Source organism: Candidatus Devosia phytovorans (genome assembly GCA_029202405.1).
In the GTDB taxonomy this organism is placed as follows: domain Bacteria; phylum Pseudomonadota; class Alphaproteobacteria; order Rhizobiales; family Devosiaceae; genus Devosia; species Devosia phytovorans.
This window is the reverse complement of the sequence record CP119312.1, coordinates 208,347-235,135: the sequence shown is the minus strand read 5'-3', so window position 1 is coordinate 235,135 and position 26,789 is coordinate 208,347. Positions and strand designations below refer to the sequence as shown.

Annotated in this window: 32 protein-coding genes and 1 other RNA gene; 19 read left to right on the top strand and 14 right to left on the bottom strand. The window is 62.7% G+C overall.

All coding sequences use genetic code 11. The features are described from left to right. The first annotated feature begins 79 nt into the window (after positions 1–79). Together P0Y65_01180 and P0Y65_01175 are read left to right on the top strand one after the other, a co-directional pair. Complete coding sequence (locus P0Y65_01180; GenBank protein WEK04898.1) at positions 80–877, top strand: GGDEF domain-containing protein; 798 nt, start codon at positions 80–82, stop codon at positions 875–877. A 91-nt stretch (positions 878–968) separates the two neighbouring features. Continuing rightward, complete coding sequence (locus P0Y65_01175; GenBank protein ID WEK04897.1) at positions 969–1,742, top strand: GGDEF domain-containing protein; 774 nt, start codon at positions 969–971, stop codon at positions 1,740–1,742. Between the two features lie 52 nt (positions 1,743–1,794). On the opposite strand, the gene P0Y65_01170 is transcribed toward P0Y65_01175, so the two are convergent. The 7 genes from P0Y65_01170 to P0Y65_01140 all read right to left on the bottom strand — a co-directional run bounded on the left by P0Y65_01170 (position 1,795) and on the right by P0Y65_01140 (position 5,201). Further along, on the bottom strand, positions 1,795–2,541 hold the full coding sequence (locus P0Y65_01170) for a YebC/PmpR family DNA-binding transcriptional regulator (protein ID WEK04896.1): 747 nt from the start codon (positions 2,539–2,541) through the stop codon (positions 1,795–1,797). 86 nt (positions 2,542–2,627) lie between these two features. Then, positions 2,628–3,008 (bottom strand): hypothetical protein, encoded by a 381-nt coding sequence (locus P0Y65_01165; protein WEK04895.1) that lies wholly within the window; start codon positions 3,006–3,008, stop codon positions 2,628–2,630. Positions 3,009–3,028: 20 nt separating this feature from the next. Then, entirely contained in the window at positions 3,029–3,847 is an 819-nt protein-coding gene (locus P0Y65_01160; GenBank protein ID WEK04894.1) for a TIGR00282 family metallophosphoesterase, read from the bottom strand. Continuing rightward, positions 3,844–4,431, bottom strand: coding sequence for a 5-formyltetrahydrofolate cyclo-ligase (locus tag P0Y65_01155; GenBank protein WEK04893.1), 588 nt, complete (start codon positions 4,429–4,431; stop codon positions 3,844–3,846). The genes P0Y65_01160 and P0Y65_01155 overlap by 4 nt, the downstream gene beginning before the upstream one ends. A 20-nt stretch (positions 4,432–4,451) precedes the next feature. After that, positions 4,452–4,609, bottom strand: a non-coding RNA gene (gene ssrS, locus P0Y65_01150) — 6S RNA. A 37-nt stretch (positions 4,610–4,646) separates the two neighbouring features. After that, on the bottom strand, positions 4,647–4,934 hold the full coding sequence (locus P0Y65_01145) for a type II toxin-antitoxin system RelE/ParE family toxin (GenBank protein WEK04892.1): 288 nt from the start codon (positions 4,932–4,934) through the stop codon (positions 4,647–4,649). A gap of 3 nt (positions 4,935–4,937) precedes the next feature. After that, positions 4,938–5,201 carry a type II toxin-antitoxin system ParD family antitoxin gene (locus P0Y65_01140; protein WEK04891.1) on the bottom strand — a complete coding sequence of 88 codons (264 nt, stop codon included), beginning with the start codon at positions 5,199–5,201 and terminating at the stop codon, positions 4,938–4,940. A gap of 112 nt (positions 5,202–5,313) precedes the next feature. Here P0Y65_01140 and P0Y65_01135 point away from each other — a divergent pair, with 112 nt between their 5' ends. Beyond that, a complete protein-coding gene (locus tag P0Y65_01135) occupies positions 5,314–6,954 on the top strand; it encodes a sodium:proton antiporter (protein ID WEK04890.1) in 1,641 nt (546 codons plus the stop codon). Here the strand turns inward: P0Y65_01135 and P0Y65_01130 are convergent. Both P0Y65_01130 and P0Y65_01125 read right to left on the bottom strand, forming a co-directional pair. Then, positions 6,951–7,400, bottom strand: coding sequence for a cell division protein ZapA (locus tag P0Y65_01130; GenBank protein WEK04889.1), 450 nt, complete (start codon positions 7,398–7,400; stop codon positions 6,951–6,953). The genes P0Y65_01135 and P0Y65_01130 overlap by 4 nt on opposite strands. Continuing rightward, on the bottom strand, positions 7,333–7,620 hold the full coding sequence (locus P0Y65_01125) for a DUF4164 family protein (GenBank protein WEK04888.1): 288 nt from the start codon (positions 7,618–7,620) through the stop codon (positions 7,333–7,335). The genes P0Y65_01130 and P0Y65_01125 overlap by 68 nt, the downstream gene beginning before the upstream one ends. Positions 7,621–7,859: 239 nt before the next feature. Between P0Y65_01125 and tkt the strand changes: the two genes are divergently transcribed. The 14 genes from tkt (at position 7,860) to P0Y65_01055 (ending at position 20,979) form a co-directional block, all read left to right on the top strand. After that, positions 7,860–9,833 carry a transketolase gene (tkt, locus tag P0Y65_01120; protein ID WEK04887.1) on the top strand — a complete coding sequence of 658 codons (1,974 nt, stop codon included), beginning with the start codon at positions 7,860–7,862 and terminating at the stop codon, positions 9,831–9,833. Positions 9,834–9,880: 47 nt separating this feature from the next. Continuing rightward, positions 9,881–10,888 (top strand): type I glyceraldehyde-3-phosphate dehydrogenase, encoded by a 1,008-nt coding sequence (gap, locus tag P0Y65_01115; GenBank protein WEK04886.1) that lies wholly within the window; start codon positions 9,881–9,883, stop codon positions 10,886–10,888. Positions 10,889–10,998: 110 nt separating this feature from the next. Further along, positions 10,999–11,556 (top strand): hypothetical protein, encoded by a 558-nt coding sequence (locus tag P0Y65_01110; protein WEK04885.1) that lies wholly within the window; start codon positions 10,999–11,001, stop codon positions 11,554–11,556. 62 nt (positions 11,557–11,618) lie between these two features. Beyond that, entirely contained in the window at positions 11,619–12,149 is a 531-nt protein-coding gene (locus tag P0Y65_01105; protein WEK04884.1) for a putative glycolipid-binding domain-containing protein, read from the top strand. An 83-nt stretch (positions 12,150–12,232) separates the two neighbouring features. Further along, positions 12,233–12,511 (top strand): hypothetical protein, encoded by a 279-nt coding sequence (locus tag P0Y65_01100; GenBank protein ID WEK04883.1) that lies wholly within the window; start codon positions 12,233–12,235, stop codon positions 12,509–12,511. An 86-nt stretch (positions 12,512–12,597) separates the two neighbouring features. Further along, positions 12,598–13,800, top strand: a complete 1,203-nt coding sequence (locus P0Y65_01095) for a phosphoglycerate kinase (GenBank protein WEK04882.1) — start codon at positions 12,598–12,600, stop codon at positions 13,798–13,800. 58 nt (positions 13,801–13,858) lie between these two features. Beyond that, positions 13,859–14,323, top strand: coding sequence for a VOC family protein (locus P0Y65_01090; GenBank protein WEK04881.1), 465 nt, complete (start codon positions 13,859–13,861; stop codon positions 14,321–14,323). 100 nt (positions 14,324–14,423) lie between these two features. Then, complete coding sequence (locus tag P0Y65_01085; GenBank protein WEK04880.1) at positions 14,424–15,452, top strand: fructose-bisphosphate aldolase class I; 1,029 nt, start codon at positions 14,424–14,426, stop codon at positions 15,450–15,452. Positions 15,453–15,608: 156 nt separating this feature from the next. Beyond that, positions 15,609–16,184, top strand: coding sequence for a thiamine phosphate synthase (locus P0Y65_01080; protein WEK04879.1), 576 nt, complete (start codon positions 15,609–15,611; stop codon positions 16,182–16,184). Further along, complete coding sequence (locus P0Y65_01075) at positions 16,181–17,293, top strand: tetratricopeptide repeat protein (protein WEK04878.1); 1,113 nt, start codon at positions 16,181–16,183, stop codon at positions 17,291–17,293. Before P0Y65_01080 ends, P0Y65_01075 begins: the two co-directional genes overlap by 4 nt. A 119-nt stretch (positions 17,294–17,412) precedes the next feature. Continuing rightward, positions 17,413–17,979, top strand: coding sequence for an elongation factor P (efp, locus tag P0Y65_01070; protein ID WEK04877.1), 567 nt, complete (start codon positions 17,413–17,415; stop codon positions 17,977–17,979). Positions 17,980–17,982: 3 nt separating this feature from the next. After that, a complete protein-coding gene (locus tag P0Y65_01065; protein ID WEK04876.1) occupies positions 17,983–18,777 on the top strand; it encodes an inositol monophosphatase family protein in 795 nt (264 codons plus the stop codon). A 186-nt stretch (positions 18,778–18,963) separates the two neighbouring features. Further along, on the top strand, positions 18,964–19,950 hold the full coding sequence (locus tag P0Y65_01060) for a flagellar motor protein MotA (protein ID WEK04875.1): 987 nt from the start codon (positions 18,964–18,966) through the stop codon (positions 19,948–19,950). A 3-nt stretch (positions 19,951–19,953) separates the two neighbouring features. Further along, positions 19,954–20,979 carry a peptidoglycan -binding protein gene (locus P0Y65_01055; GenBank protein WEK04874.1) on the top strand — a complete coding sequence of 342 codons (1,026 nt, stop codon included), beginning with the start codon at positions 19,954–19,956 and terminating at the stop codon, positions 20,977–20,979. On the opposite strand, the gene P0Y65_01050 is transcribed toward P0Y65_01055, so the two are convergent. Continuing rightward, positions 20,976–22,787: an ABC transporter transmembrane domain-containing protein gene (locus P0Y65_01050; GenBank protein ID WEK04873.1), complete on the bottom strand. Its 1,812-nt coding sequence runs from the start codon at positions 22,785–22,787 to the stop codon at positions 20,976–20,978. The genes P0Y65_01055 and P0Y65_01050 overlap by 4 nt on opposite strands. A gap of 220 nt (positions 22,788–23,007) precedes the next feature. Between P0Y65_01050 and rpmE the strand changes: the two genes are divergently transcribed. Then, entirely contained in the window at positions 23,008–23,229 is a 222-nt protein-coding gene (gene rpmE / locus P0Y65_01045; GenBank protein WEK04872.1) for a 50S ribosomal protein L31, read from the top strand. Positions 23,230–23,739: 510 nt separating this feature from the next. Here the strand turns inward: rpmE and P0Y65_01040 are convergent. From P0Y65_01040 to P0Y65_01030, 3 genes are all read right to left on the bottom strand, one after another. Continuing rightward, the gene (locus P0Y65_01040) at positions 23,740–24,099 is read right to left on the bottom strand and encodes a hypothetical protein (protein ID WEK04871.1); all 360 of its coding nucleotides are present in this window, start codon (positions 24,097–24,099) and stop codon (positions 23,740–23,742) included. A gap of 206 nt (positions 24,100–24,305) precedes the next feature. Then, positions 24,306–25,283, bottom strand: coding sequence for an LLM class flavin-dependent oxidoreductase (locus P0Y65_01035; protein WEK04870.1), 978 nt, complete (start codon positions 25,281–25,283; stop codon positions 24,306–24,308). A 96-nt stretch (positions 25,284–25,379) separates the two neighbouring features. Continuing rightward, on the bottom strand, positions 25,380–25,892 hold the full coding sequence (locus P0Y65_01030; GenBank protein WEK04869.1) for a DUF1465 family protein: 513 nt from the start codon (positions 25,890–25,892) through the stop codon (positions 25,380–25,382). A gap of 448 nt (positions 25,893–26,340) precedes the next feature. On the opposite strand from P0Y65_01030, the gene P0Y65_01025 reads away from it, so the two are divergent. After that, positions 26,341–26,526: a hypothetical protein gene (locus P0Y65_01025; GenBank protein WEK04868.1), complete on the top strand. Its 186-nt coding sequence runs from the start codon at positions 26,341–26,343 to the stop codon at positions 26,524–26,526. Here P0Y65_01025 and P0Y65_01020 read toward each other — a convergent pair. Next, entirely contained in the window at positions 26,523–26,783 is a 261-nt protein-coding gene (locus P0Y65_01020; GenBank protein WEK04867.1) for a DUF1192 domain-containing protein, read from the bottom strand. The genes P0Y65_01025 and P0Y65_01020 overlap by 4 nt on opposite strands. Positions 26,784–26,789 lie beyond the last annotated feature (6 nt).

Genomic DNA, 26,789 nt, shown 5'->3' with positions numbered 1-26,789 from the left:
ATGTGAACAAATGCGAAACACCGCCAGTGGATAACCGGACGATCGGTAAAATTTTCTGTTTGCTGGCAATGGGTTCTTTATGGCCGCCACCCTAGCTTCGAAACCGGGAATGCAGGTGTCGAATATGAAAGAACTTGGCGGGGTCCTCCCCAGGCAAGCCTGGCGTCGCATTAGTCGCGTCACGGGAGCACTATTGGCTGTGTCGGTGGTCTTGTCGATCATCCTGACAAATCTGCTCATGGAGACCTTTTCGGCTGGCATCAATGTGCCTGGCCTGGTCGCCTCGATCGTCATGCCACCGGTCCTCGGCGGCCCGATGATTTTGGCCTTCATGATCAAGCACGAGCAGTTGCAACAGGCCAATGGCCAGCTCGCGATCATGGCGAGCACCGATCACCTGACCACCTGTCTCAATCGCCGCGCCTTCATCGGAGCTGTGACAGAGGCGCTTGAAGCCAATCCGGACAGGCAATCCGCTGGCGCTTTGCTGATCGTGGATGCGGACGAATTCAAGAGCGTCAACGATCGCTTCGGCCACCAGAGCGGCGATGAAGCCATCCGCCTGATCGCCGACGCCATCCGGCAAGCCGTTCGCCCGAACGATCTGGTCTGTCGGCTGGGCGGCGAGGAGTTCGGCGTATTCCTGGGCAATGCTGACCGCGCGACGGTCGATGCGCTTGCCGAGAGAATACGCGGCGCGGTCGGCGCCATCTCCTTTCTGCCGGGCGGCAAGCCCTGCCCGCTGTCGGTCAGCATCGGCGGGGCGACCTATGCCGGTCGCGCCCTGCTCCCCGACCTCTACCGCATCGCGGATCTGCACCTCTACCAGGCGAAGGACACCGGTCGCGGCCGCGTTGCTCTGATGCAAGCTGCCTGACCGGCAGCGATCGACGCTCTTCCTTCCACCCAACCACCGCTTTCAGCGCCCGCGCCAAAGCCCTTTTAGCCGCCCAAGAGAGTATGAGCCCATGATGCCAAGCAAGAACTCGACAGCCCTGCAAAACTGGTCCGGCGTCGGACTATGGACATTGTTCGGCACGGTCACTTGCCTCATCGTGTGCCTGGCCTTCAACACAGCCCTGTTCATCGACCTCGGTGGCCAGGCGCTGCAGCGCGCCCTTGTCGCCGCCACCATTTTGCCGATCATCCTGGCCGTGCCCTTCTTCATCTACACCGGCCTGCGCATGCGGGGCCTGACACGGTCAAACCTGCGCCTCGGCCTTGTCGCCCGCACTGACAGTCTGACGGCCTGCCTTAACCGCGGCGCCTTCACCGCCAAGGTGGGCACCATGCTGTCGCGGCGCAATCGCGGCGCATTGCTGATGATCGATGCCGACAACTTCAAGTCGATCAACGACGTCTATGGCCATGACGCCGGCGACGAAGCCCTGACCATCATCGCCCGCGCCATCCGCGCCACGCTGCGCTCGGGCGACCTTGTCGGCCGCATGGGCGGCGAGGAATTCGGCGTCTACCTGCCCGAAGTCGACCAGCGATCGGCCGAGCTGATTGCCGAGCGCATTCGCCGCGCCGTCAACCAGGCCCGCTTCATGCCAACCGGCGAGCAGCGTCCGCTTTCCGTCAGTGTCGGCGCAGTGGTGTTTGACCGCCCGGCCAGCTTTTCCGAACTGTTCCGGATTGCCGACCAGCGGCTCTACGGCGCCAAAAAGAGCGGCCGCAACCGCGTCACCATGGCCCATCTCAACGACCACCCGATGATCGCCCTCAAGCGCAGCGCATGAAAAAGGGCGGCGCCGTGGCACCGCCCTAGAGACCTTATCTCGTGAAAACGGCTCAGGCTTCGAGCTTGGCCGCGTCTTCGTCACTCATCTCGAAGTTCGAATAGACGTTCTGCACGTCATCGTCTTCTTCCAGCGTCGCGATCAGCTTCATCAGCGATGCGCCCTTGTCGGCGTCGATCGGCGTATTGGTCTGCGGCTTCCACACGGCCTTGACCGATTCAGCCTCGCCCAGCACCTTTTCAAGCGCGGCTGCAACTTCCACCATCGCCTCGAAAGTCGTGGTGATGTAGTGGCCTTCCTCGTCGCTCTCGACGTCGTCGGCACCCGCTTCGATGGCGGCTTCCATCACCTTGTCTTCGCTGCCGGCCTTGGCCGGATAGGTGATCTCGCCGACCTTGTCGAACATGAAGCCGACTGAATTGGTTTCGCCCATCGCGCCGCCGCTCTTCGAAAAGTACGAGCGGACGTTTGACGCTGTGCGATTGCGATTGTCGGTCAGTGTTTCGACGATGACGGCAACGCCACCGGGGCCATAGCCCTCGTAGCGGATTTCATCATAGTTCTCGCCGTCCGAACCGATCGCCTTCTTGATGGCGCGATCGATATTGTCCTTGGGCATGGACTGCGAGCGGGCATTGACCACGGCAAGGCGTAGTCGCGCGTTGAAAGCCGGATCAGGCATGCCCAGCTTGGCAGCAACGGTGATTTCTCGCGCCAGCTTGGAAAAAATCTTGGAGCGCACCGCATCGGACTTGCCTTTGCGGTGCATGATGTTCTTGGCATGTGAATGGCCGGCCATCGGTCACTCCCCTCATATCGGAATACTGGAATTGGTGGCGCTATATAGGCAGGCGTGGTGGAAATGTGAAGCCGCGCCGTAACGGCCTATTTGCTCTTGCCATCGGCCTGCACCCGAACGAAGAGCGGCGCACTCGCTGTACCGATCACTTCGGCCAGCGCATCGAGCTCGCTGTTCGAAAAGCTGCCCGAGATCACGAAAGTGCCGCCCACGATCGGGTCCATGATCCGTGGCGCGACCACGACAGTGTCATTGACCAGGATCTCGATGACCTTGCCGACATGCTCTGAGGTAAATTCAGCCAGCGCCTGCCGACCCTCGTCATCCAGCACCACATTCACCACGGGCATTCCCGTGGCATCCCGACTGGCCTCGGCTTCAGCCACGGCAAGGGACAGTTTTTCCTGTGCCGTCGCGGACACCAAAAGACTGAGCGAAAGCAGCATCATCACGGCGAAGCGGCGCATGGCGGTCTCCCAAGGCAAGTCTAGTCGAAAATCGGCTCTGCCTGCGACAGGCTCCCGCCGATCCGCAGGGGCAGCACCTTGACGGCAAGGCCCGTGCGCGGATCTGTTTCGACCGCCACGCCACACAGCGTCGCCTCCCCCTCGGCCGGCGTGAAGCGGCCATTGGGAATGCCCGTGAGAAAACGGTTGAGCGGCTCGTCGCTCTCGGTGCCGATGATGGAATCGAAATCCCCGCACATGCCAGCATCGGCCATCAGCGCCGTGCCCCCGCGCAGCACGCGGTGATCCGAGGTGGGGATATGGGTATGCGTGCCCACCACCAGCGTCACCTTGCCATCGAGAAACACGCCCATGGCCTGGATCTCCGAGGTCGCCTCGGTGTGGAAATCGACGATGATCGCATCGGCCTGTTCGCCCAGCGGGCAAGCGGCCACAGCAGCTTCCACCGCGCGGAACGGGTCATCGATCGGCGGCATGAACACGCGACCCTGCGCGTTGATCACCAATACCCGGTGACCCTTGCGGCTTTCCACGAACATGGCGCCACGGCCTGGTGTACCGGGCGGCATGTTGATCGGCCGGATCAGCGTGGTTTCGCGCTCGATATAGCTCAGCGCCTCGCGCTGGTCGAAAGCGTGATCGCCCAGCGTCACGATATCGGCGCCGGCATTGCGCAGCGCATTGAAATGCGCCTCGGTCAGGCCCTTGCCATGGCTGGCATTCTCGCCATTGACCACGACGAAATCGAACTTATAGCGCTCGATGATCCCCGGCAGGCGCTCGGCCACGGCATCACGGCCAGCCCGGCCCATCACATCGCCCAGAAACAACAGCCTCATGCGGCAGCGCCGAAATGACGGACACCGGCTTCGGTGACCACGGCATCGAGCGGCACGTCATGGCTCTCGCGGGGAATGCTGTCCAGTTCCTGGACCGCGAAGGCCAGGCCCACGAGAAGGGGTCGTTTCGTCATATGGGCAAGTGTCCTGTCATAATAGCCGCCGCCATAGCCAAGGCGCGTGCCAGTGTTGTCGAAGCCGAGCAGCGGCATGATGACGACATCAGGCTCGGCACGTGGGGCAAGTTCGGATGGCGCCAGCGTGCCGAAACCGGATTCGTAAAGCGAGGCACCCGGCTCCCAGATGCGCAGGTCGAGCGGCTCGTCCTGGCCCATGACCACCGGCAGCACCACGGGCTGGTCGCTGTCCATCAACCTTACCAGGATGGGCTGACAATCGAGCTCGTCGCGAATGCGCCAATAGGCAGCGACCACGTCGCCTGGCTGAAGTCCAACGCCATCGAAAAAATGTCCGGCGGCGGCAATGGCGGCTTCGGCGCGCGTTTCGTGATCGAGCGAGGCACGGGCCGCGCGGGCCTTGATGCGCAGGGCCGCCTTGGCCTCCTCGATCACCTCGTCCGTCATACGCGCCGCTTGCTCTCAAAATTAGGGCCACCCTGGCCGTGGGATAAGCGATCCCGGGAACCTACTTACGTAGGTGGGCGCCGTATGTCCGAACCCACGGGTCCGGTCAGGGACAGCTCCCTCAGAATCGATTAAGGCCCCGGGGATATTGGTATCCTCACGCGCCGGGCAGCGATTGAGATATAGGCGCTTTGAATCGGGATGCAAAGGGTGAGTTAAAGCAGATCGAACCAATCCTGCAGCCCGTGCAGAACCCGCAGGATGATGACGTCCTCGTTCTCTATGACGTAGACGATATTGTGCGCACCGCACGGCATGAGGCGGACCTCGCGTTGGGCCGCCTGCTTGGGCGAAGCCATATAGGGCAGGGCCGCAAGCGTATCAAACATGTCCACAAGCTTGACCGTGTATCTGCGAGCGTGACTTTCGCCAAAGTTGAGGATGCCGTCTTCGGCAATGTGCTGCAAATCCACCGCGGCATCATCGACAACCCGCCACACCATCGCCTAAGCCGATTTTCGCGCTTCAATGGCAGCTTCCGCGCGAGACATGACACGTTCGATCAGCTCTTCTCTGCTGCTCTCGACAATTCCGCTCGCCAGCGCCTGATCCACCATGTCCTGTAGTTTCTGCTGCGCCCCCGCCCGCTCCTGGTCCCGTCGCACCAGGTCCCGCACATAGTCGCTGCTATTGCCGTAACGGCCGGTGGCGACCTGGTCTTCGATCCACTGCTTCATCTGGTCGGGCAGGGAAACATTCATCGTGGCCATCATGGTTCTCCTTGGCTCATCCAATCTAAGACCTTATGGCAAACATTGCCAAGAATTAAGCTTGCAGACAGCGCGCTCGCTACTCACTATCTAGGCGCCCCGGAGGCTCCCGATGTTTGCCCACATCCTCATCGTCATGGTTGTTGCCATCGCCATCACCGCCTTTGCGGAAAGGCGCAATGTGCTGCCGGCGCTGCTGGTGGCCATCATCGGGCTGATAGCCTCCTTCATCCCCGGTCTGCCGCGACTGGAGCTTGAACCCGAGGTCATCCTGACCCTCGTCCTGCCGCCCCTTTTGTTCTCGGCCGCGCGAGACTTTTCCTTTGCCGAATTCAGCCGGCGCATGGGCACCATCGTCAATCTTGGCGTCTTTCTGGTCTTTGCCACGGCTCTGGTGATCGGCAGCACCGCCACCGCCGTCCTGCCTGTATTGTTGCCGCTGACCGCGCTCATCCTGGGTGTCGTCATCGCGCCGCCCGATGCCGTCACCGCCATTACCATCGGTCGCAAGGCCGGCTTGCCGCGCCGGCTGATGACCGTGCTCAAGGGCGAAAGCCTGATCAATGACGCGGCGGCGCTGACCATGTTCGCCGTGCTCGTCGCCACCGCCTCCGGCACTCACGCCTTTATCGACAGCATCCCGCTCTACTTCCTCTATGCGGCAGCCGTCGGGGTGCTGGTCGGTCTCGTCATCGGCAATCTGGCGCAATGGGCGCGCCACCGCCTGGCCAGCCCGGCACTCTCGACCGCCCTCTCGGTAATCATCCCTTTCGCCGCCTACCTTGCCGCCGAGGAACTGCATGCCTCGGGCGTGCTGGCCGTGGTCATGGCGGGCTTCACCATGGGTCATCATGGCGTTCAGGCAGGCTACGAAGAGCGCATGCAGGAGCAAAGCTTCTGGCGCACCGTCGACACGCTGCTCGAGACCTTCATCTTCGCCTATATCGGCCTGCAGCTCCGCTTCGTCATCACCGATGCCGGCGAGGCCGGTTTCGAGCTGACCGATCTTGCCATGGCCACCGCCGCCATCTTCATCGCCAGCGTCGCCATCCGCTTTGCCTGGATCTTCGCAACAGCCCTGATCGGCCGCTGGCGCTACCGCCGCATCAGCGAGCGATGGCCCGCTTTCGAACAGTCACCCCGTTTCCGCAACAGCAGGCACAAGGCGCAGCCGCCCCAGCCGCCCCTGAGCTGGCGCGAAAACACTGTTCTGGCCTGGACCGGCATGCGCGGCGTGGTGACCTTGGCCGCCGCTGCCGGTACGCCCTTCGTGACGGCCTCCGGAGAGCCCTTCCCCGGCCGCGAAGCCATCCTGGCTCTCGCCTTCCTCGTCACCATCGCAACCCTGCTGATCCAGGGGCTTAGCCTGCCCTGGCTGATAGCGAAGCTGAAACTGGAGGATTCCGACCATCCGCTTTTCGTCAAGCGTGAGCATGACAATGCGGAAAAGCTGATCCAGGCCGCCAGCAACGAGGCCCTCGCCGCTTATTCCAGCGCCAATCCGGATCCCGCGTCGCAGCGCCTCGCCGCCGTCATGGCCAAGCGTATCGGCCAGGAGGAGAAGTCCGAGCAAATCCAGGGGTTCGACGCAGAAAGGGCCATGGCGCTGGGCAAGATCCTGCTCGAAGCCCGCCGCCAGCGGCTGGTCACAGCCCGCGACAATGGCGAGCTCGATGACACCATTGTCCGCGAAATGCTCGAGCAGATGGACATCGAGCAGGCCTTCATGGACAGCCTGAGCCGGGACGCCTAACTCAACGGCAGCGGTGCTGCTTCGTCCAGCGCTCCGGCGACGCCTTCCAGCGCCCGCGCGGCATCACTGAGCCTGCTGGCAAACTGGGCTTCCAGCGTTTCGATTTCCGCCGCCACTTCCTGGCCGGCCCGTGTCAGCACCAGTACGTCCTGCTCCAGCGCCTTGATGCGGCGTTCGGCCTCGGCCAGTTCGTCGACCACGGCGATGCCGGCCATCACGGTCAGGCGATTGTCGCCAATCTCGCCGACGGCGCCCTTGAGGGCCTCGACATGGGTGTTGAACCGCTCCGCCAACCCGATCAGGTGACCCTGCTGGCCCTCTTCGCAGGCCATGCGATACTTGCGGCCATTGATCTCGACATTGACTTCGGGCACTGCGCTACTCCGCCTTGGCCAAAACTTCGCGCACGGTTTCCATCGCCTCGACCAGCCGGCGCGACACGTCATGCGCGCTGTCATCGAGCCGCTTGGCGCGGGCTGCGGTCTTGTCGAGCTCGGTGGCAAGGCGCGAGCGCTCATGCACCAAGCGCTGCGTATCCACCTCGATGCGGTTGTGCTGCCGCAGCCGGGTATTGAGGTTCTTGACGCTCTGGTCGAGCCGCATCATCGCGCGCTCGAAGCGCGCATTGGCGGCATTCAGCCCGTCTTCAAGTTCCGCTTCACTCATGGATACTACGGTCCCTTGCCCCATGGGCGATTCAGCCCGCATCAGCGTGCCCCAGCCACCATGCCAATGCAACCGAACAGGGCCATGTGGCGCAAAGACGGCAATCTCGCAGCCGAACCGTTTGGCCGCCCAGTGTCATTGACAGGATAGGCGAACCTGTTATGCCTCGAACCCGCCTCTGGAGGGAGGCTCTGCGCCTCTTTCCCCCAGATTTCAGACCTGATGAAAGCGCAAGAGCAATGACGAACACCGCCCAGCAGAACGACTTGGCCAATGCGATCCGCTCCCTGTCCATGGACGCGGTCGAAAAGGCCAATTCCGGTCACCCCGGCCTGCCCATGGGTTGCGCGGACATTGCGACCGTGCTGTTCACCAAGGTGATGAAGTTCGATCCCGCCGACAGCAAATGGGCTGACCGCGACCGTTTCATTCTCTCGGCCGGCCACGGCTCCATGCTGCTCTATTCCAGCCTTTACCTGCTCGGTTACCCCGACATGGGCATCGAGGACGTCAAGAACTTCCGCCAGCTCGGTTCCAAGACCGCCGGCCACCCCGAATACCACTTCGCCCAGGGCATCGAGACCACCACCGGCCCGCTCGGCCAGGGCCTCGCCAATTCGGTTGGTTTCGCCGTTGCCGAAGCCAAGCTCAATGCCGAATTCGGCGCCGACATCGTCGATCATCACACCTGGGTGCTGGCCGGCGACGGCTGCCTCATGGAAGGCATTTCCCAGGAAGCCATCGCTTTGGCCGGTCACCTCAAGCTCAACAAGCTGACCGTGATCTGGGACAACAACTCCATCACCATCGACGGCGCCGTTTCCAACTCGGATTCCACCGACCAGATCGCCCGCTTCAAGGCTGTGCAGTGGAACACCATCGAGATCGACGGCCATGACCAGGACGCCATCGAAAAGGCCCTGCTCGACGCCAAGAAGTCCGACAAGCCGACCCTGATCGCCGCCAAGACCACCATCGGCTTCGGCGCCCCCAAGAAGGCCGGCACGGAAAAGGTGCATGGCGCGCCGCTCGGCGCCGAGGAACTCGCCGGCGCCAAGGCTGCGCTCGGCATCACCTATCCGGCCTTCGAAATCCCGGCCGAAACTCTCGCCACCTGGCGCGCTGCCGGCACCCGCAGCCAGAACATCCGTGGCGAGTGGCAGTCCCGTCTGGCCGCCCATGCCGACAAGGCCGAGTTCGAGCGCCGCATGCAGGGTGACCTGCCGGTCGACTTCAAGTCCGCGATCGACGTGTTCAAGAAGAAGCTCGTCGAGGACAAGCCCAAGGTCGCGACCCGCAAGTCCAGCCAGATGGCGCTCGACGTCATCAATGCTGTTCTGCCCGAGACCCTTGGCGGCTCGGCCGACCTGACGCATTCGAACCTGACCAACACCAAGGAAATGGTGCCCTTCCAGGCCGACAACTATTCCGGCCGCTACATGATGTATGGCATCCGCGAGCATGAAATGGCCGCGGCCATGAATGGCGTGGCGCTGCATGGCGGTCTCATCCCCTATGGCGGCACCTTCATGGTCTTTACCGACTATGCCCGCCCCTCGATCCGCCTCGCGGCGCTGATGGAACAGCGCGCCATCTATGTCATGACCCATGACTCGATCGGTCTGGGCGAAGACGGTCCGACCCACCAGCCGGTGGAACACCTGACCGCCCTGCGTGCCATTCCCAATCTGCTGGTCTTCCGCCCGGCCGACGCCGTCGAGGCGCTCGAATGCTGGCAGCTGGCGCTGGAATCCACCACCGCACCGTCGATCCTGGCGCTCAGCCGCCAGAACCTGCCGGCCCTGCGCACCGAATACACGCCGGAAAATCTCTCGGCCAAGGGCGCCTATGTCATCGCCGGCGATGCCTCGGCAGATGTCGTGATCTTTGCCACCGGTTCGGAAGTGGCCATCGCCGTCGAGGCGCTGAATACGCTCAAGGATCAGGGTATTGCCGCCAAGGTCGTCTCAGTGCCATCCATGGAACTGCTGGCCAAGCAGTCCGATGCCTACAAGACAGAGCTCTATGGCAATGCCAAGGTGCGCGTCGCCATCGAAGCCGGTATCGAGATGAGCTGGAGCAAGCTGCTGGGTGACAAGGGTCGCTTCGTCGGCATGCATTCCTTCGGCGCCTCGGGGCCGATTGACGCACTCTATGCCCACTTTGGCATTACGGCTAAGGCCGTTGTTGAAGCCGTCACCGCACAGTTGTAAGAGGGCATCGCCCTCCCTGTCCTAACTCCCTTTTAGGAGCGTCTACTATGGCAATTCGCGTCGCCATCAACGGCTTTGGCCGTATCGGCCGCAACGTCCTGCGCGCCATCATCGAATCCGGCCGCACCGATATCGAAGTCGTTGCGATCAACGATCTTGGTCCGGTCGAGACCAATGCCCATCTCTTCCGTTTCGACAGCGTGCATGGCCGCTTCAACGGCACCGTGACGGTGGATGGCGACACCATCGACGTGGGTCGTGGCCCGATCAAGGTGACCGCCGTGCGCGATCCCGCCGAGCTGCCGCATGCCGCCATGAACATCGACATCGCGCTCGAATGCACCGGCATCTTCACCAGCAAGGAAAAGGCTTCGGCTCATCTCAAGGCTGGCGCCAAGAAGGTGCTGATCTCGGCCCCCGGCGATGGCGCAGACCTGACCGTGGTCTATGGCATCAACCATGCCCAACTGAGCAAGGACCACGTCGTGGTCTCCAACGCCTCTTGCACCACCAATTGCCTGGCACCGCTGGCCTATGTCCTGCACAAGGAACTCGGCATCGAAAAGGGAATGATGACCACCATCCATTCCTATACCGGTGACCAGCCGACGCTCGACACCATGCACAAGGATCTCTATCGCGGCCGCGCGGCTGCCCTCAGCCAGATCCCGACCTCGACCGGCGCTGCCAAGGCCATCGGCCTCGTGCTGCCCGAGCTCAAGGGCAAGTTGGACGGCATTTCCATCCGTGTGCCCACGCCGAATGTCTCCTGCGTCGACTTCAAGTTCATCGCCAAGCGCAATGTGACCGCCGACGAGATCAATGCCGCAGTCAAGAAGTATGCCGACGGCGAGCTCAAGGGTGTGCTGGGTTACACCACCCAGCCCAACGTCTCGATCGACTTCAACCACGACAGCCATTCCTCCACCATGGCGCTCGACCAGACCAAGGTCATGGACGGCAATTTCGTCTCGGTCCTCTCCTGGTACGACAATGAATGGGGCTTCTCCAACCGCATGGCCGATACGGCCGTCGCGCTGGGCAAAACTCTCTGAGGCTTTCGACCTCACCAAGCCTTCGAGGCCCGTCGCTTGCGACGGGCCTTTTGTTTTCGTCACAGTCTTGTCCAGACTCACGGCATAGATGTCGCCTTCAGGAGATTTCCATGAAGCCATTGCCTCGTCTTGCCCTTTTGATCCTCGCTCTCGCAGCCGGCCCCACGCAGGCTTTCGAACATCCCGAAACCGGCTTCGCGGTCGAGCTTCCCGATGACTTCATTGTCGATCCCGACGTGCCACAGCAGCCGCAGTACGATATCCTCGTCGGCATCAACCCGGCCTCGGGCGATCCGGCCCCGGCCGACACCAATCCCTATGTCTGCCAAGCCGGATTTCAGCGCATCCCTGCCAACCAGGGCCTGCGGCAAAAGCAAATCAACGCCTTGGCAAGTGACGACAACTGGGTTTGGCAGGTTGCCGCCACCTTCGAGCCGTTGATGGAGATCGACTCCGTGGAGAATTTCAAACATGCCGGCATCGTCGGCGTGCAGTTCGTCACCACACCCAAGATCGGCCCAGGCGCTGAAAATGCGCGTCTCGTGATGACGATGATGGAAACACCCAAGGGTCGCACCGTGCTGACCTGCACGGCCACAGCTGACGGTATCTGGCCGGCGCTGCCGGTCTTCGAGCGCATTCGCGATGGCTTGCTCCCGCCGCGCTGACAACGGCTTGTCAGATCAAACCGATAGGCCATATTGCGGCTATTCGGGCCCGGGAGCGCCACATGAGTCTTGATCGGTCCATCCGCTGGCGCGGCCTCGATCCAGCCAGTATCGAGCATTGCCACGTCATCTCCACAGAGCGTGACACCCGTATCCGCGGCACCATCGTCACGCCGGACTATGGCCTCTTCTACCGCATCAAGCTCGACGACAGCGAACGCGTCCGCACGGTGCGGCTCGAACGCACCGATGGCGCAGTGCTGGAGCTTTTCTCCGATGGCGCCGGCAACTGGTCCGACGACCGCGCTGCACCGCTCGACGCCCTGCGCGCCTGCATGGACATCGACATCTGGCCGACGCCCCTGACCAATTCCCTCCCCTTCTGGCGCTGCCAATGGACCATTGGCGAGCCCCAGCGCTTCGCCATGGCCTGGATCAATGCCGATGACATGACGGTCAAGCGCAGCGAACAGATCTACACCCGGCTCGACAACACCCGTTTCCGCTTCCAGTCGGCCGATTTCGAGGTGGAGCTGACCGTCGATGCCGACATGCTGGTCGTCGACTATCCGGGCCTCTTCACGTTGGCCTGATTGGACAGATTGTCATCGCCCGGTCACCAAATCAGCTTACCCAGATCGTGGTTTCAGGCGGGGCAACAGCGATGTTCCATGTCATGCGGCGTATTCTCCTGGCTCTCCCGGCCCTGTCCGGCGCCATCGGCCTGATGGGTCAGCCGCTCCTTCTGGCCTTGCCACCGACCACGACAGCCTTGCTCATTCTTGTTCATGACCGCCAGATACGTCGCCGGGTCGGTCTGTTCGCCTGGCCCAGCGACGGCTTTGCCCGGCATGTCCTCGTCGACGACATGGCGCGGCTGCTTTGCTTCACGCTGGCCGGCCTGCCCTTTTTCATCGCCGGCACCGCGCTGCGGACAGCGCTGCTCGGTCCCTGAGCGTCCAGTATTTTGCAACAGCCGCTTCCGCCCCGCCCCGTGGTCTGCTACGCCTCGCGCACCAGTTAGTGACCTCGGAGACCAGCATGTCCGCGACCTTCAAGACCCTCGATGAGCTCGACCTCAAGAACAAGCGCGTGCTGCTTCGGGCCGATCTCAACGTGCCGGTCGCGGATGGCAAGGTCACCGATGCCACGCGCATCGAGCGCCTCGTTCCCACCATTCGCGAGATCGTCAAGCACGATGCCAAGGTCGTGTTGCTGAGCCATTTCGGCCGCCCCAAGGGCAAGGTCGACCCCGAGTTCTCGCTCGAACAGGTCTGCGCTGCCGTCGCCAATGAAACGGGCCACCCGGTCGGTTTCGTCGCCACCGACTGGACCGATGTCAGCGAAGCCCAGGCCGCCATCGATTCCGCCCCTGCCGGCTCCGTGCTGATCCTTGAAAACACCCGCTTCCATCCGGGCGAAGAAGCCAATGACGTCGAACTGGCCCAGCGCATGGCCAGCCTTGGCGACGTCTATGTCAACGACGCCTTTTCGGCTGCTCACCGCGCCCATGCCTCGACCGAGGCGATTGCCAAGCTGCTGCCCGCCGCCGCAGGCCTTGCCATGCAGGCCGAACTCGAAGCGCTCGAGGCCGGCCTCGGCAAGCCCAAGAAGCCGGTGGTTGCCATCGTCGGCGGCGCGAAAGTCTCTTCCAAGATCGATCTGCTCGAAAACCTCGTCACCAAGGTCGATGGCCTCGTCATCGGCGGCGGCATGGCCAACACCTTCCTGTTCGCGCAGGGCTATGGCGTCGGCAAGTCGCTGGCCGAAAAGGACCTCGCCGACACCGCCCGCCGCATCATGGAAAAGGCCGAAAAGGCCAATTGCGCCATCATCCTGCCGATCGACGCCGTCGTCGCCTGGCATTTCAAGGCCGATACCCCCACCCGCCTCTATGGCGTCGATGCCATCGACGCCGACGGCATGATCCTCGATATTGGCCCCTCCTCCATCGAGCGCATCAATGCCGCCATCGACGATGCCCATACCGTGGTCTGGAATGGCCCGATGGGCGCCTTCGAGATGAACCCCTTCGATGCCGGCACGGTGGCTATCGCCAAGCATGTCGCCAAGCGCACCCATGACGGGAAGCTGACCTCGGTGGCCGGCGGTGGCGACACCGTTGCAGCCCTGGCCCACGCCGGCGTCAAGGACGCCTTCACCTATGTCTCGACTGCCGGCGGCGCCTTCCTCGAATGGATGGAAGGCAAGCCTCTTCCCGGCGTCGAAGCGCTCAAGAAGTAAGTCGAGGCAACTGCCTCGCCACCAGCGCGTTTCTCCGGCTCACGCCGGAGGAACAACCATGGACAAGGTATCCACCTGGCTCTGGAGCAATTTCCAGGCCGAAGAACAGGCTAGGTTCTACACCTCGCTGATCCCCGATAGCCGCATCATCGAGACCGCTCCCGCCATGTCGGATTTTCCCGGCGGCAAGCAGGGCGATGTGGTCACCGTCGAAATGGAACTGGCCGGCCGCAGCTACGGCATCATCAACGGCGGTCCGGGCTTTCCGCCCACCGAAGCCACCTCGATCCAGATCCTTTGCGACGACCAGGCCGAGATCGACCGGCTCTGGAATGCCCTGACCACCGACCCCAGGGCCGAACAGTGCGGCTGGTGCAAGGACAAGTATGGCGTCTCCTGGCAGATCGTTCCCCGGCGCCTGCTGGAACTCTTGAGCGATCCCGACAAGGCTCGCGCCAGACGCGTGAATGAGGCCATGTTGGGAATGAAGAAGTTGGATATTGCCGGGCTGGAGGCTGCCTAAATAGGGCTCACCTCCACCTTTCGTCTAATAACCACAGGTCTAATCGCCGCGCGGATAACGAAAGTCTAATCTCCGGCCCAAGGTCCCCAGGAGGTTAGACATGACGAAGTCGCTCAATGCCATTGCCCAGAAACTGATGGAGCCCGGCAAGGGCATTCTCGCCGCCGATGAATCGGAAGGCACGATTGCCAAGCGCTTTGCCAAGATCAACCTGCCCAATTCGCTCGACCTGCGTCGCGACTATCGCGAAATGCTGTTTCGCTCGACCGAGGCCATGACCAATTACATCTCCGGCGTCATCCTGACCGAGGAAACGCTGGAACAGCACGCCGCCGATGGCACCGCCTTCCGTTCGATCCTGGCCGACGCCGATGTCATTCCCGGCATCAAGGTCGATCGCGGCGCCTTCCCCATGCCGGGCGACAGCGGCGAGAAAATCACCGAAGGTCTCGATGGGCTGCGCCAGCGCCTTGAGCGCTACGCGACGCTTGGCGCCGGCTTCGCCAAGTGGCGCGCCGTCATCACCATCAATGACGTGGCCCCGACCCGCAACAATATCCGCGCCAATGCCCACGCCCTGGCCCGCTATGCCATCCTCTGCCAGGAAGCCGGCATCGTGCCGATCGTCGAGCCCGAAGTGGTGGGCGATGGCGATCCGGGCAATCATTCGCTCGAGCGCAGCGCCAGCGTCACCGGCGAAGTGCTGGAAAACGTCTTCAAGGAGCTGCGCCTGGCCGGCGTCGACCTCTCGGGCATGCTGCTCAAGCCCAACATGGTCCTACCCGGCGTCAATTCCCGTGAACGCCCGAGCTTTGAGGAAGTCGCCAAGCGCACCGTCGCCGTGCTGCGCGAACATGTTCCCGCTGCGGTTCCCGGCATTGCCTTCCTTTCGGGCGGCCAGACCGATGAAGAAGCGACCGCTCACCTCTCGGCCATGAACCAGATCGCCGGCAAGCCCTGGCCAATGACCTTCTCCTATGGTCGCGCCCTGCAGAATGTCGCTCTGCGCACCTGGGCCGGCCGCCGCGAGAACTTCCCCCAGGCCCAGGCCGCCTTCAGCCACCGCGCTCACATGAATTCTTTGGCGGCGTTGGGCACCTGGACCGGCGAACTCGATCGCGCCGCCTGATCGCTTTAAGCCTTCGATGACCCCAATGCGCGCTTCCCTCGGGCAGCGCGCATTTTCTTTGCGCCATGCCGACCCATCGCCTATTGGATTAAACCTCCTCTTTGTCGCCAAAATGGGAAGACAAAAGAGCCACTTCGCGTCGAGTATCCGGAAGCCATGGTCCCCCAGCTCTATCTGATCACCCCAGCCAATGCCGATCTGGAGACCTTTCCCAAGGCATTGATGACCGTGCTGAGCGAAGCCGAATTTGCAGCGCTGCTGGTGACCCGCGGCACGCTTGGGCCAGATGCCTATGCCAAACTGGCCGCCAAGCTCGTCAATATCGGCCAGGGCGCCGGCTGCGCTGTGCTGGTCGAGGATGATGTCGCCTTGGTCAAAAAGATCGGCGCCGATGGCGTCCATATCACCACAGGCGCCGAGGACCTTGCCGACGCGGTGGCTGCGCTGAAGCCGTCGATGATTGTCGGCGCCGGCAATGTCGCCTCTCGTCACGACGCCATGACCGCGGGCGAAATGGACATCGACTATGTGGCCTTTACCGATCCTGACCTCGCCCAATGGTGGGCCGAAACCTTTGAAGTGCCCGGCGTGCTGATCCGGCCGGAGGCCAAACCCGGCGCAGCCGATGCGCTTGGCTCCGAATTCCTGGCGCTCTCGGACAGCATCTGGACCGCGCCTTCGCCTGCCGAAGCCATCCGCGCGATTGTCGCCGATCTGGAGACCGATGCATGATCCGTCGTCTGCTACTCTCGACCGTCATCGCTTTCGCGCCAGCACTGGCCTTCGCCCAGGAAACGCCCGTTGAAGCCCCCGCCGAAACCACCGTCGAACAGGATGGCGGTGCGGCCACCACCATCTCCGACGAGATTTTCGGTCCCCGCGCGCCGGCCGACTACGCCTTTGGCGCCTTCCAGCGCGGCTATTTCCTCACGGCCCTCGACCTGGCCCTGCCACGCGCTGAACAGGGCGATAGCGCGGCCCAGACGCTGATTGCCGAACTCTATGCCAAGGGTCTGGGCGTCGCCCAGAACGACCAGCGCGCCGCCGGCTGGTACCAGCTCGCCGCCAACAATGGCGACCGCCTGGCCCTGTTCGAGCTGGCGCTCTACTATCAGGACGGGATCGGGGTGCCGCGCAACCGCGCCCGTGCCGCCGACCTGTTCCGCCAGTCCGCCGAAGCCGGCTATATCCCGGCCAAATACAACATGGCCCTGCTTCATGTCGAAGGCGTCTATGCCTCGCCCAGCATGGTCACGGCCGCAGGCCTGATGAAGGAAGCCGCCGACGCCGAACTGCCCGAGGCCCAATATGACTATGGCAGCATGCTGATCGAGGGCGCCGGCATGGCGCCCGATCCCAAGGAGGGCGCGCGCTACATCCAGCTCGCCGCCGAGCAGAATCTTATCGCCGCCCAAGTCGACTATGCCACCCTGCTCTATCTCGGTCAGGGCGTGGACAAGAATGTCGAGGAAGCGGCACGCTGGTATGGCATTGCCGCCGACTCTGGCAATGCCGTGGCGCAGAACCGCTATGCCAAGCTCCTCGCCGTCGGTGAAGGCGTGACGGTCGATCTCGAGGAGGCCGCCATGTGGCGCGCCCTGTCGCGTCGTCAGGGCCTGTCCGATCCCTCGCTCGATCGCCTCCTGGTTTCAATTCCAGCCGAGGGCCTGTCGCGTGCCGAGGAGCGCGCCCGCTTCTGGCCGTCGCCGCCGCCCCAAGTCGAGACGCTGTTCGAAATCCCATCGACGCCGGCGCCAGCGGCCGATGGCACGGCCCTGCCGGCGCCAACCGACGCCGGCGAGGAACCGACGGCACCGGCCGCCGAAGCGCAAGACCCTTGAACCAGAGGGCGTTCTGGGGCAATAAGCCCGCCACGCCCTTAAAGCCCATCAACCTTCGGCCAGACGCATCCGGCGCATGGCCCTCGCGCGCAGTTCGCGCATCAAAGAGCAGCACATCCATGGCCAAAGTAAACGGCAATGAAATCCGCCCCGGCAATGTCGTCAACCACCAGGACCGTCTCTGGGTCGCGGTCAAGGTCGACCACGTCAAGCCCGGCAAGGGCGGCGCCTATGCCCAGGTCGAGCTGAAGGCCATCCTCGGCGGCACCAAGCTCAACGAGCGCTTCCGTTCGGCCGAAACCGTCGAGATCGTCGATCTCGAATTCCGCGATTTCACCTTCCTCTACGAGCAGGGCGAAAACCTCGTCTTCATGGACCAGGACAGCTACGAACAGGTCGAGCTGGCCAAGGACTTCCTCGGCGATCGCGCTGCCTTCCTGCAGGACGGCATGAAGATCACCCTCGAAATGCACGAAGAGACCCCGCTTGGCGTGAAATTCCCGCCCAATGTCATTCTCGAAGTGACCGAAGTCGATCCGGTTCAGAAGGGCCAGAGCGTCTCCAGCCAGTTCAAGCCGGCGATCCTTTCCAATGGCCTCAAGGTCATGGTGCCGCCCTTCATCGCCGTCGGCGAACGCATCGTCGTCGATACCGCCGAAGCCACCTATATGCGTCGGGCGGACTGATCCATGGCACGTTCAGCAATCCTCAATGTCATGGTCAATGCCGCCATCAAGGCCGGCAAGTCGCTGACCAAGGACTTTTCCGAAGTCGAAAACCTGCAGGTATCGCGCAAGGGACCGGCCGACTTCGTTTCCAAGGCCGATATCCGCGCCGAGCAGATCGTCTTCGCCGAGCTGCAAAAGGCCCGCCCGACCTATGCCTTCCTGATGGAAGAAGGCGGCGAGGTCGCCGGCACCGATGGCCAGCATCGCTGGATTATCGACCCACTCGACGGCACCACCAATTTCCTGCACTCGATCCCGCTCTTTGCCGTGGCCATCGCTCTTGAGCGCGCCAATGAAATCGTCGCCTCGGTGATCTACAACCCGATCCTCGACGAGCTCTACACCGCCGAAAAGGGCGGCGGCACCTGGCTTAACGATCGCAAGCGCCTGCGCATCGCAGGTCGTCGCTCGCTGGCCGATGCCGTGGTCTGCACCGGCATCAAGACCCAGGGCACGTCCAATGACAGCCTGCAGCTGCGCCAGCTGGCCCATATCAATCCGGCCGTCGCCGGCATCCGCCGCTCCGGCTCGATCTCGATGGACATGGCCTGGCTCGCCTCAGGCCGCTACGACGCCATCTGGGAAGCTGGCCTTTCCCCATGGGACGTCGCACCGGGCCTGCTGATGGTCAAGGAAGCCGGCGGCGTGGTCTCCGACTTTGCCGGCACCACCGGCTCGGTCTGGAACGGCCAGGTCATCGCCGGCAACGAACAGATGCATGCGGCCCTGTTCAAGGAACTCAAGGGCATCCAATAGGCCCTGTCATCCGTCATTCCTCTTGGCCTCTGCGTGTCTGTCGCACGCGGGGGCCTTTTGCTGCCAATCGACCAGTGATCGGCCAGCATCCTTTCGGCTGGATTAACCTTTCTGATTGCCCCCTTGCCATGCGCTGACTAGTCTTGCGGCCAAGTGATTTGCGCCTATGGGCAAGGTGGAACTTAGATGACGCAAGGCTACGATCCCTATCACCTGGCCAGCCCCACCGTTTATCTCATCAAGATCGTGATCTTTCTGGTTCTGGTCGGCCTCGTTGCCGCCATCCTGGGCACGCAGATCATCACCTTTTTCTGGGCCAATCCCTTCATCAACTCGATGATTTTCCTGGCCCTGGCCGTTGGCATATTCCTCAGCTTCCGCCAGGTCATCCGCCTCTTCCCCGAAGTCAAATGGGTCAATTCCCTGCAGGATGGCACGTCCACCAACGTCCGCCCGCCCATCCTTCTGGCGCCGGTGGCTGGCATCCTGCGCGAACGCATCGGCGAGGCGGTCATCACGCCCTCCTCCATGCGCTCGATCCTCGATTCCGTGGGCAATCGCCTCGATGAAGCCAAGGATACGTCGCGCTATCTCACGGGCCTGCTGGTTTTCCTCGGTCTCATGGGCACCTTTTACGGCCTGCTCGAAACCGTGAGCTCGGTCGCCGGCGTGATCAATGCCCTCGACCCGACGACGGGCGATACGGCTTCCCAGTTCAGCACCCTGCAGGAAGGCCTTGCGGCACCCCTGGGCGGCATGGGCACAGCCTTCTCGTCCTCGCTCTTCGGCCTTGCCGGTTCGCTCGTCCTGGGCTTCCTCGATCTCCAGACCAGCCAGGCGCAGAACGCCTTCTATACCGATCTCGAAGACTGGATGACCTCCATGACCGAGCTCGACCACCCGGTCAGCGCCATGCAGGCCAATGCCGGCGGGCCGGAAATGCAGGCCATGTTCGACAAGCTCGGCGACAGCATGCAGAACCGCGATTCCAGCCAGAATGCCATCCGGGCCATGGCCGAACTGGCCCGCGGTATCGATGGCCTGGTCAAGCATATCCGCATCGAACAGGACGATCTGCGCAAGCATATCAACGAGCAGGGCGAGACCAACAAGAAGCTGCGCGAACTGATCGAGGCCGTGCTGTCGCAGGGCGACAACGAGCGGCGGAACTAAGCCATGCCGGGAGCCCGTTCCCGCCGCAGGCAGGAAGCCAACTACTGGCCCGGCTTTGTCGACGCCCTGTCGAGCCTTCTGCTCGTCATCATCTTCATGCTGTCGCTCTTCATGCTGACCCAGTTCTTCTTGGGACAGGAACTGCAGGGCCGTGACACTGCGCTATCGCGGCTCAACAGCCAGATCGCCGAACTGACCGACCTGCTGCAGCTCGAACGGGCCAATTCCGATGATCTGACGTCCCAGATCGCCACGCTCACTGCCACCCTGGGTAGCGCGCAGGCGGAAAATGCTTCGCTCAGCAGCGAACTGGCCGGGATCGGCGATGGCATTGGCGCGCAGGACGCGACCATCGCCGGGTTGCAGGATGACCTGCTGAGCGCCCAGGAACTCTCCGACGAGGCCAATGCCCAGGTGGCGCTGCTCAACCAGCAACTCGCCGCGCTGCGCACCCAGATCGGCGCGCTGGAAGCCGCGCTCGAAGCCTCGGAATCCCGCGACACGGAATCGCGCACCCAGATCGCCGACCTCGGCCGCCGCCTCAACCTGGCGCTGGCCCAGCGTGTGCAGGACCTCAGCCGCTATCGGTCCGACTTCTTCGGTCGCCTGCGGGAAATCCTCGAAGGCCGCGCCGATGTGCGCGTGGTCGGCGACCGTTTCGTCTTCCAGTCCGAAGTGCTGTTCGATCCGGGCCAGGCCGATATTTCCACGGAAGGCACGCCCGACCTCGATGCCCTGGCCGACGCCATCCTGCAGCTCGAGCAGGAAATCCCGCCCGACATCAACTGGGTGCTGCGCATCGACGGTCATACCGACGTGCGGCCGATTTCCAACGCCCGCTTCCCGTCAAACTGGGAGCTCTCGGCAGCCCGCGCCATTTCGGTGGCGCAATATCTGGTCAGCAAGGGTGTAGCCCCGAGCCGGCTCGTCGCTGCCGGCTTCGGCGAATTCACCCCGATCGATCCGGGCACCACGGACGAGGCCTACCGCCGCAACCGCCGTATCGAGTTCAAGCTGACCGAAGGCTAGTTCGGCTCGTCCATCCGGAACTGCAGCTTCGCCAGTTCGGCATAGCGGCCGCCCTTGGTGACCAGCTCGTCATGCGTGCCCTGGTCGATGATCTGGCCGCCGTCGAGCACGAGGATCTTGTCGGCATCGCGGATGGTGGCGAGGCGATGGGCGATGACCAGCGTGGTGCGGCCCGCCATCAGATGCTCCAGCGCGGTCTGCACCAGGCGTTCGCTCTGCGCGTCGAGCGCCGAGGTGGCTTCGTCGAGCAAGAGGATTGGCGCATTCTTGAGGATGGCGCGGGCAATGGCGAGGCGCTGCTTCTGCCCGCCCGACAGCATGACGCCGCGCTCGCCCACCAGCGTCTCGTAGCCCTTGGGCAGATCGACGACGAAATCATGCACCAGTGCAGCGCGGGCCGCGGTTTCGACATCGGCGTCGCTCGCACCGGGCTTGCCGAAGCGGATATTGTCGGCGATCGAGCCGGCAAAGATCACCGGCTCCTGCTCGACATAGGCAAAGCGGTGCCGCAGGTCTTCGAGGCGGACGTCGCGGATGTCGAGCCCATCGACGACAATGGCGCCGCCTGTGACATCGTAGAAGCGCTGCAGCAGCGACAGCGTCGTCGACTTGCCCGAGCCGGACGGCCCGACCAGCGCCACCGTCTCGCCCTTGGCGACGGTGAAGTTGAGCCCATGCAGCACCGGTTCGCTGCCGTCATAGGAGAAATCGACATTCTGAAACGCCACGGTGCCCAGCGCCGGCTGCGGCAGCACCTTGGGCTGCGCCGGCTCGACGATGGTCGCTTCGGTATCGAGAATTTCCGTCAGCCGTTCGGTGGCACCGGCCACCGACTGCAGAGTGCCCAGCACTTCGCTGACATTGGTCAGGGCGCCCGAGGCCATCAGCGCATAGACGAGGAACTGTGCCAGCTGGCCGGTGGTCACCGTGCCCTCGAACACCGATCGGGCACCCCACCAGACGAGGAAAACCAGCGCACAAGTGCCGAGGAAGATGACCATGGCAACGAGGACGGAGCGGGCCATCAGGCGCCGCACTTCGGCGCGATAGCTGTCCTCGCTATGCCCGTCGTAAATGGCAGCCTGACCCTTTTCCTGGGTGAAGCTCTTGAGCGTCCGCGTCGCGCCCAGCATTTCGGTCGCCATGGCGGAAAGGTCGGCCAGGGCATCCTGGGTCTTGCGCGACATGCCGCGCAGGCGCCGGGCGAAACTGACAACCGGCAAAAGAATCGCCGGCACGGCGATGATCACCGCCAGGGTCAGCGTCGGGCTGGTCAGCAGCATCATGATCAGCGCGCCGGTGATGGTGACGACCGAGCGCAGGGCGAGCGAGAAGCTCGAACCGACCGCGCCACGGATCACCGCCACGTCGCCATTGAGACGGCTGGTCAGCTCGCCGACGCGATGGGTGTCGAAATAGCGGACGTCGAGCTTGAGCAGATGTGCGAACACCGCCTGGCGCAGGTCGGCCAGCACACGCTCGCCAACGCCGGAGATGAAATAGAAGCGCGCGCCGCTGGCAATGGCCATGAAGAAGGCGACGGAAATGATGATCCAGCCATAGCGCCCGACATTGTCGAGGTTTTGCGTGACAAAGCCCTCGTCGATCGCCCCACCCAGGAGCGCCGGAATGGCCAGCGAGGTAATGGAGGAGACGAGCAGGAACAGCACGGTGAGGCCGAGCCGCCACGGATAGCGCAAAAGGAATGGCAGCAACTTGCGCAGCGGCTGGAGCTGCCTGGGATTGACCGCCGTCGAGGAAGTGAGCTTTTCGGGGTCAGCCTGAACCGAAACGGTCTGGTCTGTCATAGCTTGGTCATGCCACCATGCTTGGGATCCGATCCGGGGCCGGACCGCAATGAGGCCCCGATATAGGCGTTGGGGCGGAGAGCGGCAACCGCTTTGTCCGGTGTGAATTTGCCGCGCCCATAGGCTTGCAGATTCCCCAAGCCTTCTGTATGAAGCCGCCAACAGAAGTTTTAGATGCTCTCCGGGCGCCGTGGCGCCCGTTTGATTTGAGGCGATAGAGATGAAGGCTGACACCCATCCGGACTACCACATGATCACTGTGGTCATGACCGACGGCACCAAGTACGAGACCCGTTCGACCTACGGCAAGGCAGGCGACACGCTGCAGCTCGACATCGACTCCAAGACCCACCCGGCCTGGACCGGTGGCACGGGCCAGCTGCTCGACCGCGGCGGCCGCGTCTCGCGCTTCAAGGAGCGCTTCAAGGGTCTCGGCCTCTAAGGTCACCCGAAAGAATTTCGAAAAGCCCGGCCCTCGCGCCGGGCTTTTTATTTGGTCTGGGCATCACCCCCTGGACGCCTCGAAGCACCCGACCCTGGGTCGTCAATCCGAGGTCCGGTGCTTCTTTGGGCGTGCCAATTCGCCGTTCAGCCAATTGGCGTCGCGGTGCACGGTGCGGGAAGCGGCTTTTCACCTCGGGGGCCTTACGGTCCCCAGTATATTTTTAATGAAGAGGCTAGAGCCGCTTCCCACGATCCGGTTTTTCCTGCGCCTGCATCGAGCGGCGCTACCAGGGCGCCGGTGGTCAGCAGTACACAGGTGCCGGGCGACCCCGGCTGCCAGTTCATCCCCGCCCGATGCTTCGTCGGCACCGCGTGTGTGACGACGGGAACGTGATCAGTATGCAGCAGGGCCAAGGGGCGGGGAAAACTATCTCGAGACGAGAATTTTATCGTTTCACGCCAGAGAGATGTCCTCGGGCTGAACTGTCGGAACCAGCCTGCCTGCATCCTACGACTGGATGGATTCCAGGGTGATCCAGTCGTCATCGTCATGCATGTCGTCGTGGGCGCGATGGTTCCATTCAAACAGATCGAGCGCCAGCCGCGCGTCATGCAGCAGGGTGACCAGCGCCTCGTTGCGAGGCGGGTGGCCTGGATGGATACGCTGCAGCGCCCTTGCGCCGGGCTCGCGCGAAATCAGGCGATGGATGTCATCGAGCAGGCGGGCAGCAACCAGCACCAGCACCGGGCTGGCGGTATCGGCACGCGCATGTTTGGAGGCCGTTTTGGCCTCGGTCCGCAGGTCGGTCAGGCGGGTCATCAGGCGTTCGTGCTCGAGGACCCGCTCAAAGGAAATGATATAGGCCATGTGCTTCTCCATGACGGATTATCGCGCCTGGGCGCGGCACGGGGAGAAGTTTTGCGACGCGTTCGTAACAAGTTGGGACGAAAGAAGAAATCCAGCACCTGGAGCGGGGATTGAGCGCCTGCTGGCGGGACAAGATCGGCACCGGTGCCTCGGACGGGCATTCCTCTCCCGCAGGCGGGAGAGGAAAAGAGGGCTTGGCGCGTGACCTAAAGGCTTTCCGCGATGATCTCGAAGGAGCGGATGCGCTTGGCGTGGTCGAAGACATCGGACACCACCATGAGTTCGTCGGCCCCGGTCTGCGCGATGATGTTTGCAATGCCCTCGCGTACGGTGTCTGGCGACCCATAAATGGAATAGCCCAGCATGCGCGCCGCCTGGGCCTTTTCCATGGGTGACCAATAGTCGTCGATATTGTCGATCGGCGGCTGGCTGAGCCCGCGCGCGCCGCGGAAAATGTTGGCAAAGGACATCTGCTGGGTCGTTGCCAGGCGCTGCGCCTCGGCATCGGTCTCGGCGGCGATGATATTGACGCCGATCATGACATGGGGCGAGGCAAGCTGCTCGGATGGCTTGAAGCGGGCGCGATAGATTTCGATGGCCGCCATCAGCGCATCGGGCGCGAAATGCGACGCGAAGGCATAGGGCAAGCCAAGCTCGGCCGCCAGCTGGGCCCCAAAGGTGCTGGAGCCCAGGATCCACAGCGGCACATTGGTGCCGGCAGCGGGCACGGCCTGCAGGCGCTGACCGATTTCGGCGGGTGCGAAATAGGCCTGCAATTCGAGAACATCCTGCGGGAAATTATCCGAATTGTCCGGAGCCCGGCGCAGGGCGCGCACGGTCATCTGGTCGGTGCCGGGCGCCCGGCCCAGACCGAGGTCGATGCGGCCGGGATAGAGCTGCGCCAGCGTGCCGAACTGTTCGGCGATGATATAGGGGGCATGATTGGGCAGCATGATGCCGCCCGCGCCGACGCGGATCGTCGATGTGCCGGCGGCGATATGGGCGATGGCCACCGAGGTGGCTGCACTGGCAATGCCCGGCATGTTGTGATGCTCGGCCACCCAGTAACGCGTATAGCCGAAACGCTCGGCATGGCCCGCCATGTCGCGCGCATTGTCCAGCGCCACTTTCGGTCCCGATCCCTGGTTGACCCGCACGAGATCGAGAACAGACAGCGCTACCATGACAGACATCCTTTATCGTAAAGTCACGATATAAGATGGCCGGGGTTGATTTACGAGGTCAGGTACGCCAAAAAAGCTGCGGCAGATTGGCCAGCTTTAGCTGCGGCCGAAGGCGGCTTTCAGCCGGGCCAGCTGATCGGCGATGGAATTGGCGGTGCCGGGATCGAGTTCGGGCATCTTGCCGCGTTCCAGCGTATCGAACTGCATCACCCGATCGAACAGGCGGTCGCCCTTGTCGATATAGTCGCGCAGGGTCTGCGGCAGCTGATCATAGCCCGGCCCGCCCCGTTCGGATGGCGTGGCGGAGAATTTGACCTTCTCCTTTTCCGAGCGCGCGCTTTCCTTGGTGATCTCGCCCTCGTTGACCGCCCGCTGCAGCAGGAGCCATGAGGCGAGCTGCATCAGCCGCGTGGTGAGGCGCATGCTTTCGGTGGCATAGAGGAAGGAGGCTTCGCGCGACAGGATGCGGCTATCGGCGCGTCCATCGCTGTCGAGATAGCTCGCCACGCCCTCGATCAGGCCCATGCCTTCACGATAGAGCACGTCGAAACCACCCGAGGCGACAATGCGCGGACCAATGGCAATGGCTGTATTGTTGACGTCGCTCAAGGCGTGCTCCTCTTTCGCTCGAATATAGGCGCAAACGGCGATACCGTCATGCATTGGGCCTGATCAGACTGAAAAGAGCTTTAACATCAGGGCCATACAAAGGCCGAACGACGCCTGAAAAGAAAAAAGAGCGGTAGTGATACCGCTCTCGAAGTCAACAGGGAGGCGTCAAACAGAGGGAGAAACCGCTCTGCAAATCCAGAAACATCTGAATGTTTTAAGGTTACCGCGCAGAGATTAATTGCAGGTTAACAGGACTCGATTTCTTAACCCTGCCGCTTGTCGAAGCGTTGACTGCTCTGACCCGCACGAATTCGGCGCTGCCGCCACAAATTGGGCCAGCTTGAACCAAATAACACATTGGGCGTTGTTGGCATGGTGAATGGCCGGTTAACGCGCCATTCGATTGGCTCGTGGCGCAATGCACGCCATTGCTGGAGGTTTGGGAATGACGACGATCTCTGCCGGTGCCGCTGCCGGCCTTCTGGTTGCACTGATGGTGATGGCGACAGCCAATCCGAGCCACGGCGCCGAATTGGCCATTCAGGCAAAACCCGGGGTCATCCCGTTCCAGCCCATGGCCGCAAAACTCCCCGCCCCGACCCTGTCCGATCTTTCCCGTCTGGCCAGCTAGAATTCGAAGGCGGCATCGGCCGCCTTTTTTGATGCGCCCCGCGCGTCGATGGCGGCCTTGAGGCGAAGGATTTCCGCCTCCAGCAGGCCAATGCGTTCGGCCAATTCCTCGACCGACATCGTGTCGATGATCATGCCGACCTCATGGCCCTTGGGCTTTTTGATTTCCTCGTCGAACATGAGAAGCCGCTTTTCGTCAGTATCGGCGGTCCAGTCTAATCCCATGCGCTTGCAGAGCAAGTCCACTTCGTCCAGCATGCGGCC

Coding starts and splice junctions, on each gene's coding strand:
- P0Y65_01065 (WEK04876.1), top strand. CDS start 17,983: ATGGCACGTTCAGCAATCCTCAATGTCATGGTCAATGCCGCCATCAAG.
- P0Y65_01175 (WEK04897.1), top strand. CDS start 969: ATGATGCCAAGCAAGAACTCGACAGCCCTGCAAAACTGGTCCGGCGTC.
- P0Y65_01090 (WEK04881.1), top strand. CDS start 13,859: ATGGACAAGGTATCCACCTGGCTCTGGAGCAATTTCCAGGCCGAAGAA.
- gap (WEK04886.1), top strand. CDS start 9,881: ATGGCAATTCGCGTCGCCATCAACGGCTTTGGCCGTATCGGCCGCAAC.
- P0Y65_01095 (WEK04882.1), top strand. CDS start 12,598: ATGTCCGCGACCTTCAAGACCCTCGATGAGCTCGACCTCAAGAACAAG.
- P0Y65_01135 (WEK04890.1), top strand. CDS start 5,314: ATGTTTGCCCACATCCTCATCGTCATGGTTGTTGCCATCGCCATCACC.
- P0Y65_01125 (WEK04888.1), bottom strand. CDS start 7,620: ATGAGTGAAGCGGAACTTGAAGACGGGCTGAATGCCGCCAATGCGCGC.
- P0Y65_01085 (WEK04880.1), top strand. CDS start 14,424: ATGACGAAGTCGCTCAATGCCATTGCCCAGAAACTGATGGAGCCCGGC.
- P0Y65_01100 (WEK04883.1), top strand. CDS start 12,233: ATGCGGCGTATTCTCCTGGCTCTCCCGGCCCTGTCCGGCGCCATCGGC.
- P0Y65_01110 (WEK04885.1), top strand. CDS start 10,999: ATGAAGCCATTGCCTCGTCTTGCCCTTTTGATCCTCGCTCTCGCAGCC.
- P0Y65_01040 (WEK04871.1), bottom strand. CDS start 24,099: ATGGCCTATATCATTTCCTTTGAGCGGGTCCTCGAGCACGAACGCCTG.
- tkt (WEK04887.1), top strand. CDS start 7,860: ATGACGAACACCGCCCAGCAGAACGACTTGGCCAATGCGATCCGCTCC.
- P0Y65_01105 (WEK04884.1), top strand. CDS start 11,619: ATGAGTCTTGATCGGTCCATCCGCTGGCGCGGCCTCGATCCAGCCAGT.
- P0Y65_01025 (WEK04868.1), top strand. CDS start 26,341: ATGACGACGATCTCTGCCGGTGCCGCTGCCGGCCTTCTGGTTGCACTG.
- P0Y65_01035 (WEK04870.1), bottom strand. CDS start 25,283: ATGGTAGCGCTGTCTGTTCTCGATCTCGTGCGGGTCAACCAGGGATCG.
- P0Y65_01170 (WEK04896.1), bottom strand. CDS start 2,541: ATGGCCGGCCATTCACATGCCAAGAACATCATGCACCGCAAAGGCAAG.
- P0Y65_01140 (WEK04891.1), bottom strand. CDS start 5,201: ATGGCCACGATGAATGTTTCCCTGCCCGACCAGATGAAGCAGTGGATC.
- efp (WEK04877.1), top strand. CDS start 17,413: ATGGCCAAAGTAAACGGCAATGAAATCCGCCCCGGCAATGTCGTCAAC.
- P0Y65_01060 (WEK04875.1), top strand. CDS start 18,964: ATGACGCAAGGCTACGATCCCTATCACCTGGCCAGCCCCACCGTTTAT.
- P0Y65_01055 (WEK04874.1), top strand. CDS start 19,954: ATGCCGGGAGCCCGTTCCCGCCGCAGGCAGGAAGCCAACTACTGGCCC.
- P0Y65_01020 (WEK04867.1), bottom strand. CDS start 26,783: ATGCTGGACGAAGTGGACTTGCTCTGCAAGCGCATGGGATTAGACTGG.
- P0Y65_01165 (WEK04895.1), bottom strand. CDS start 3,008: ATGCGCCGCTTCGCCGTGATGATGCTGCTTTCGCTCAGTCTTTTGGTG.
- P0Y65_01180 (WEK04898.1), top strand. CDS start 80: ATGGCCGCCACCCTAGCTTCGAAACCGGGAATGCAGGTGTCGAATATG.
- P0Y65_01160 (WEK04894.1), bottom strand. CDS start 3,847: ATGAGGCTGTTGTTTCTGGGCGATGTGATGGGCCGGGCTGGCCGTGAT.
- P0Y65_01130 (WEK04889.1), bottom strand. CDS start 7,400: ATGACGTGTCGCGCCGGCTGGTCGAGGCGATGGAAACCGTGCGCGAAG.
- rpmE (WEK04872.1), top strand. CDS start 23,008: ATGAAGGCTGACACCCATCCGGACTACCACATGATCACTGTGGTCATG.
- P0Y65_01080 (WEK04879.1), top strand. CDS start 15,609: ATGGTCCCCCAGCTCTATCTGATCACCCCAGCCAATGCCGATCTGGAG.
- P0Y65_01155 (WEK04893.1), bottom strand. CDS start 4,431: ATGACGGACGAGGTGATCGAGGAGGCCAAGGCGGCCCTGCGCATCAAG.
- P0Y65_01050 (WEK04873.1), bottom strand. CDS start 22,787: ATGACAGACCAGACCGTTTCGGTTCAGGCTGACCCCGAAAAGCTCACT.
- P0Y65_01075 (WEK04878.1), top strand. CDS start 16,181: ATGATCCGTCGTCTGCTACTCTCGACCGTCATCGCTTTCGCGCCAGCA.
- P0Y65_01145 (WEK04892.1), bottom strand. CDS start 4,934: ATGGTGTGGCGGGTTGTCGATGATGCCGCGGTGGATTTGCAGCACATT.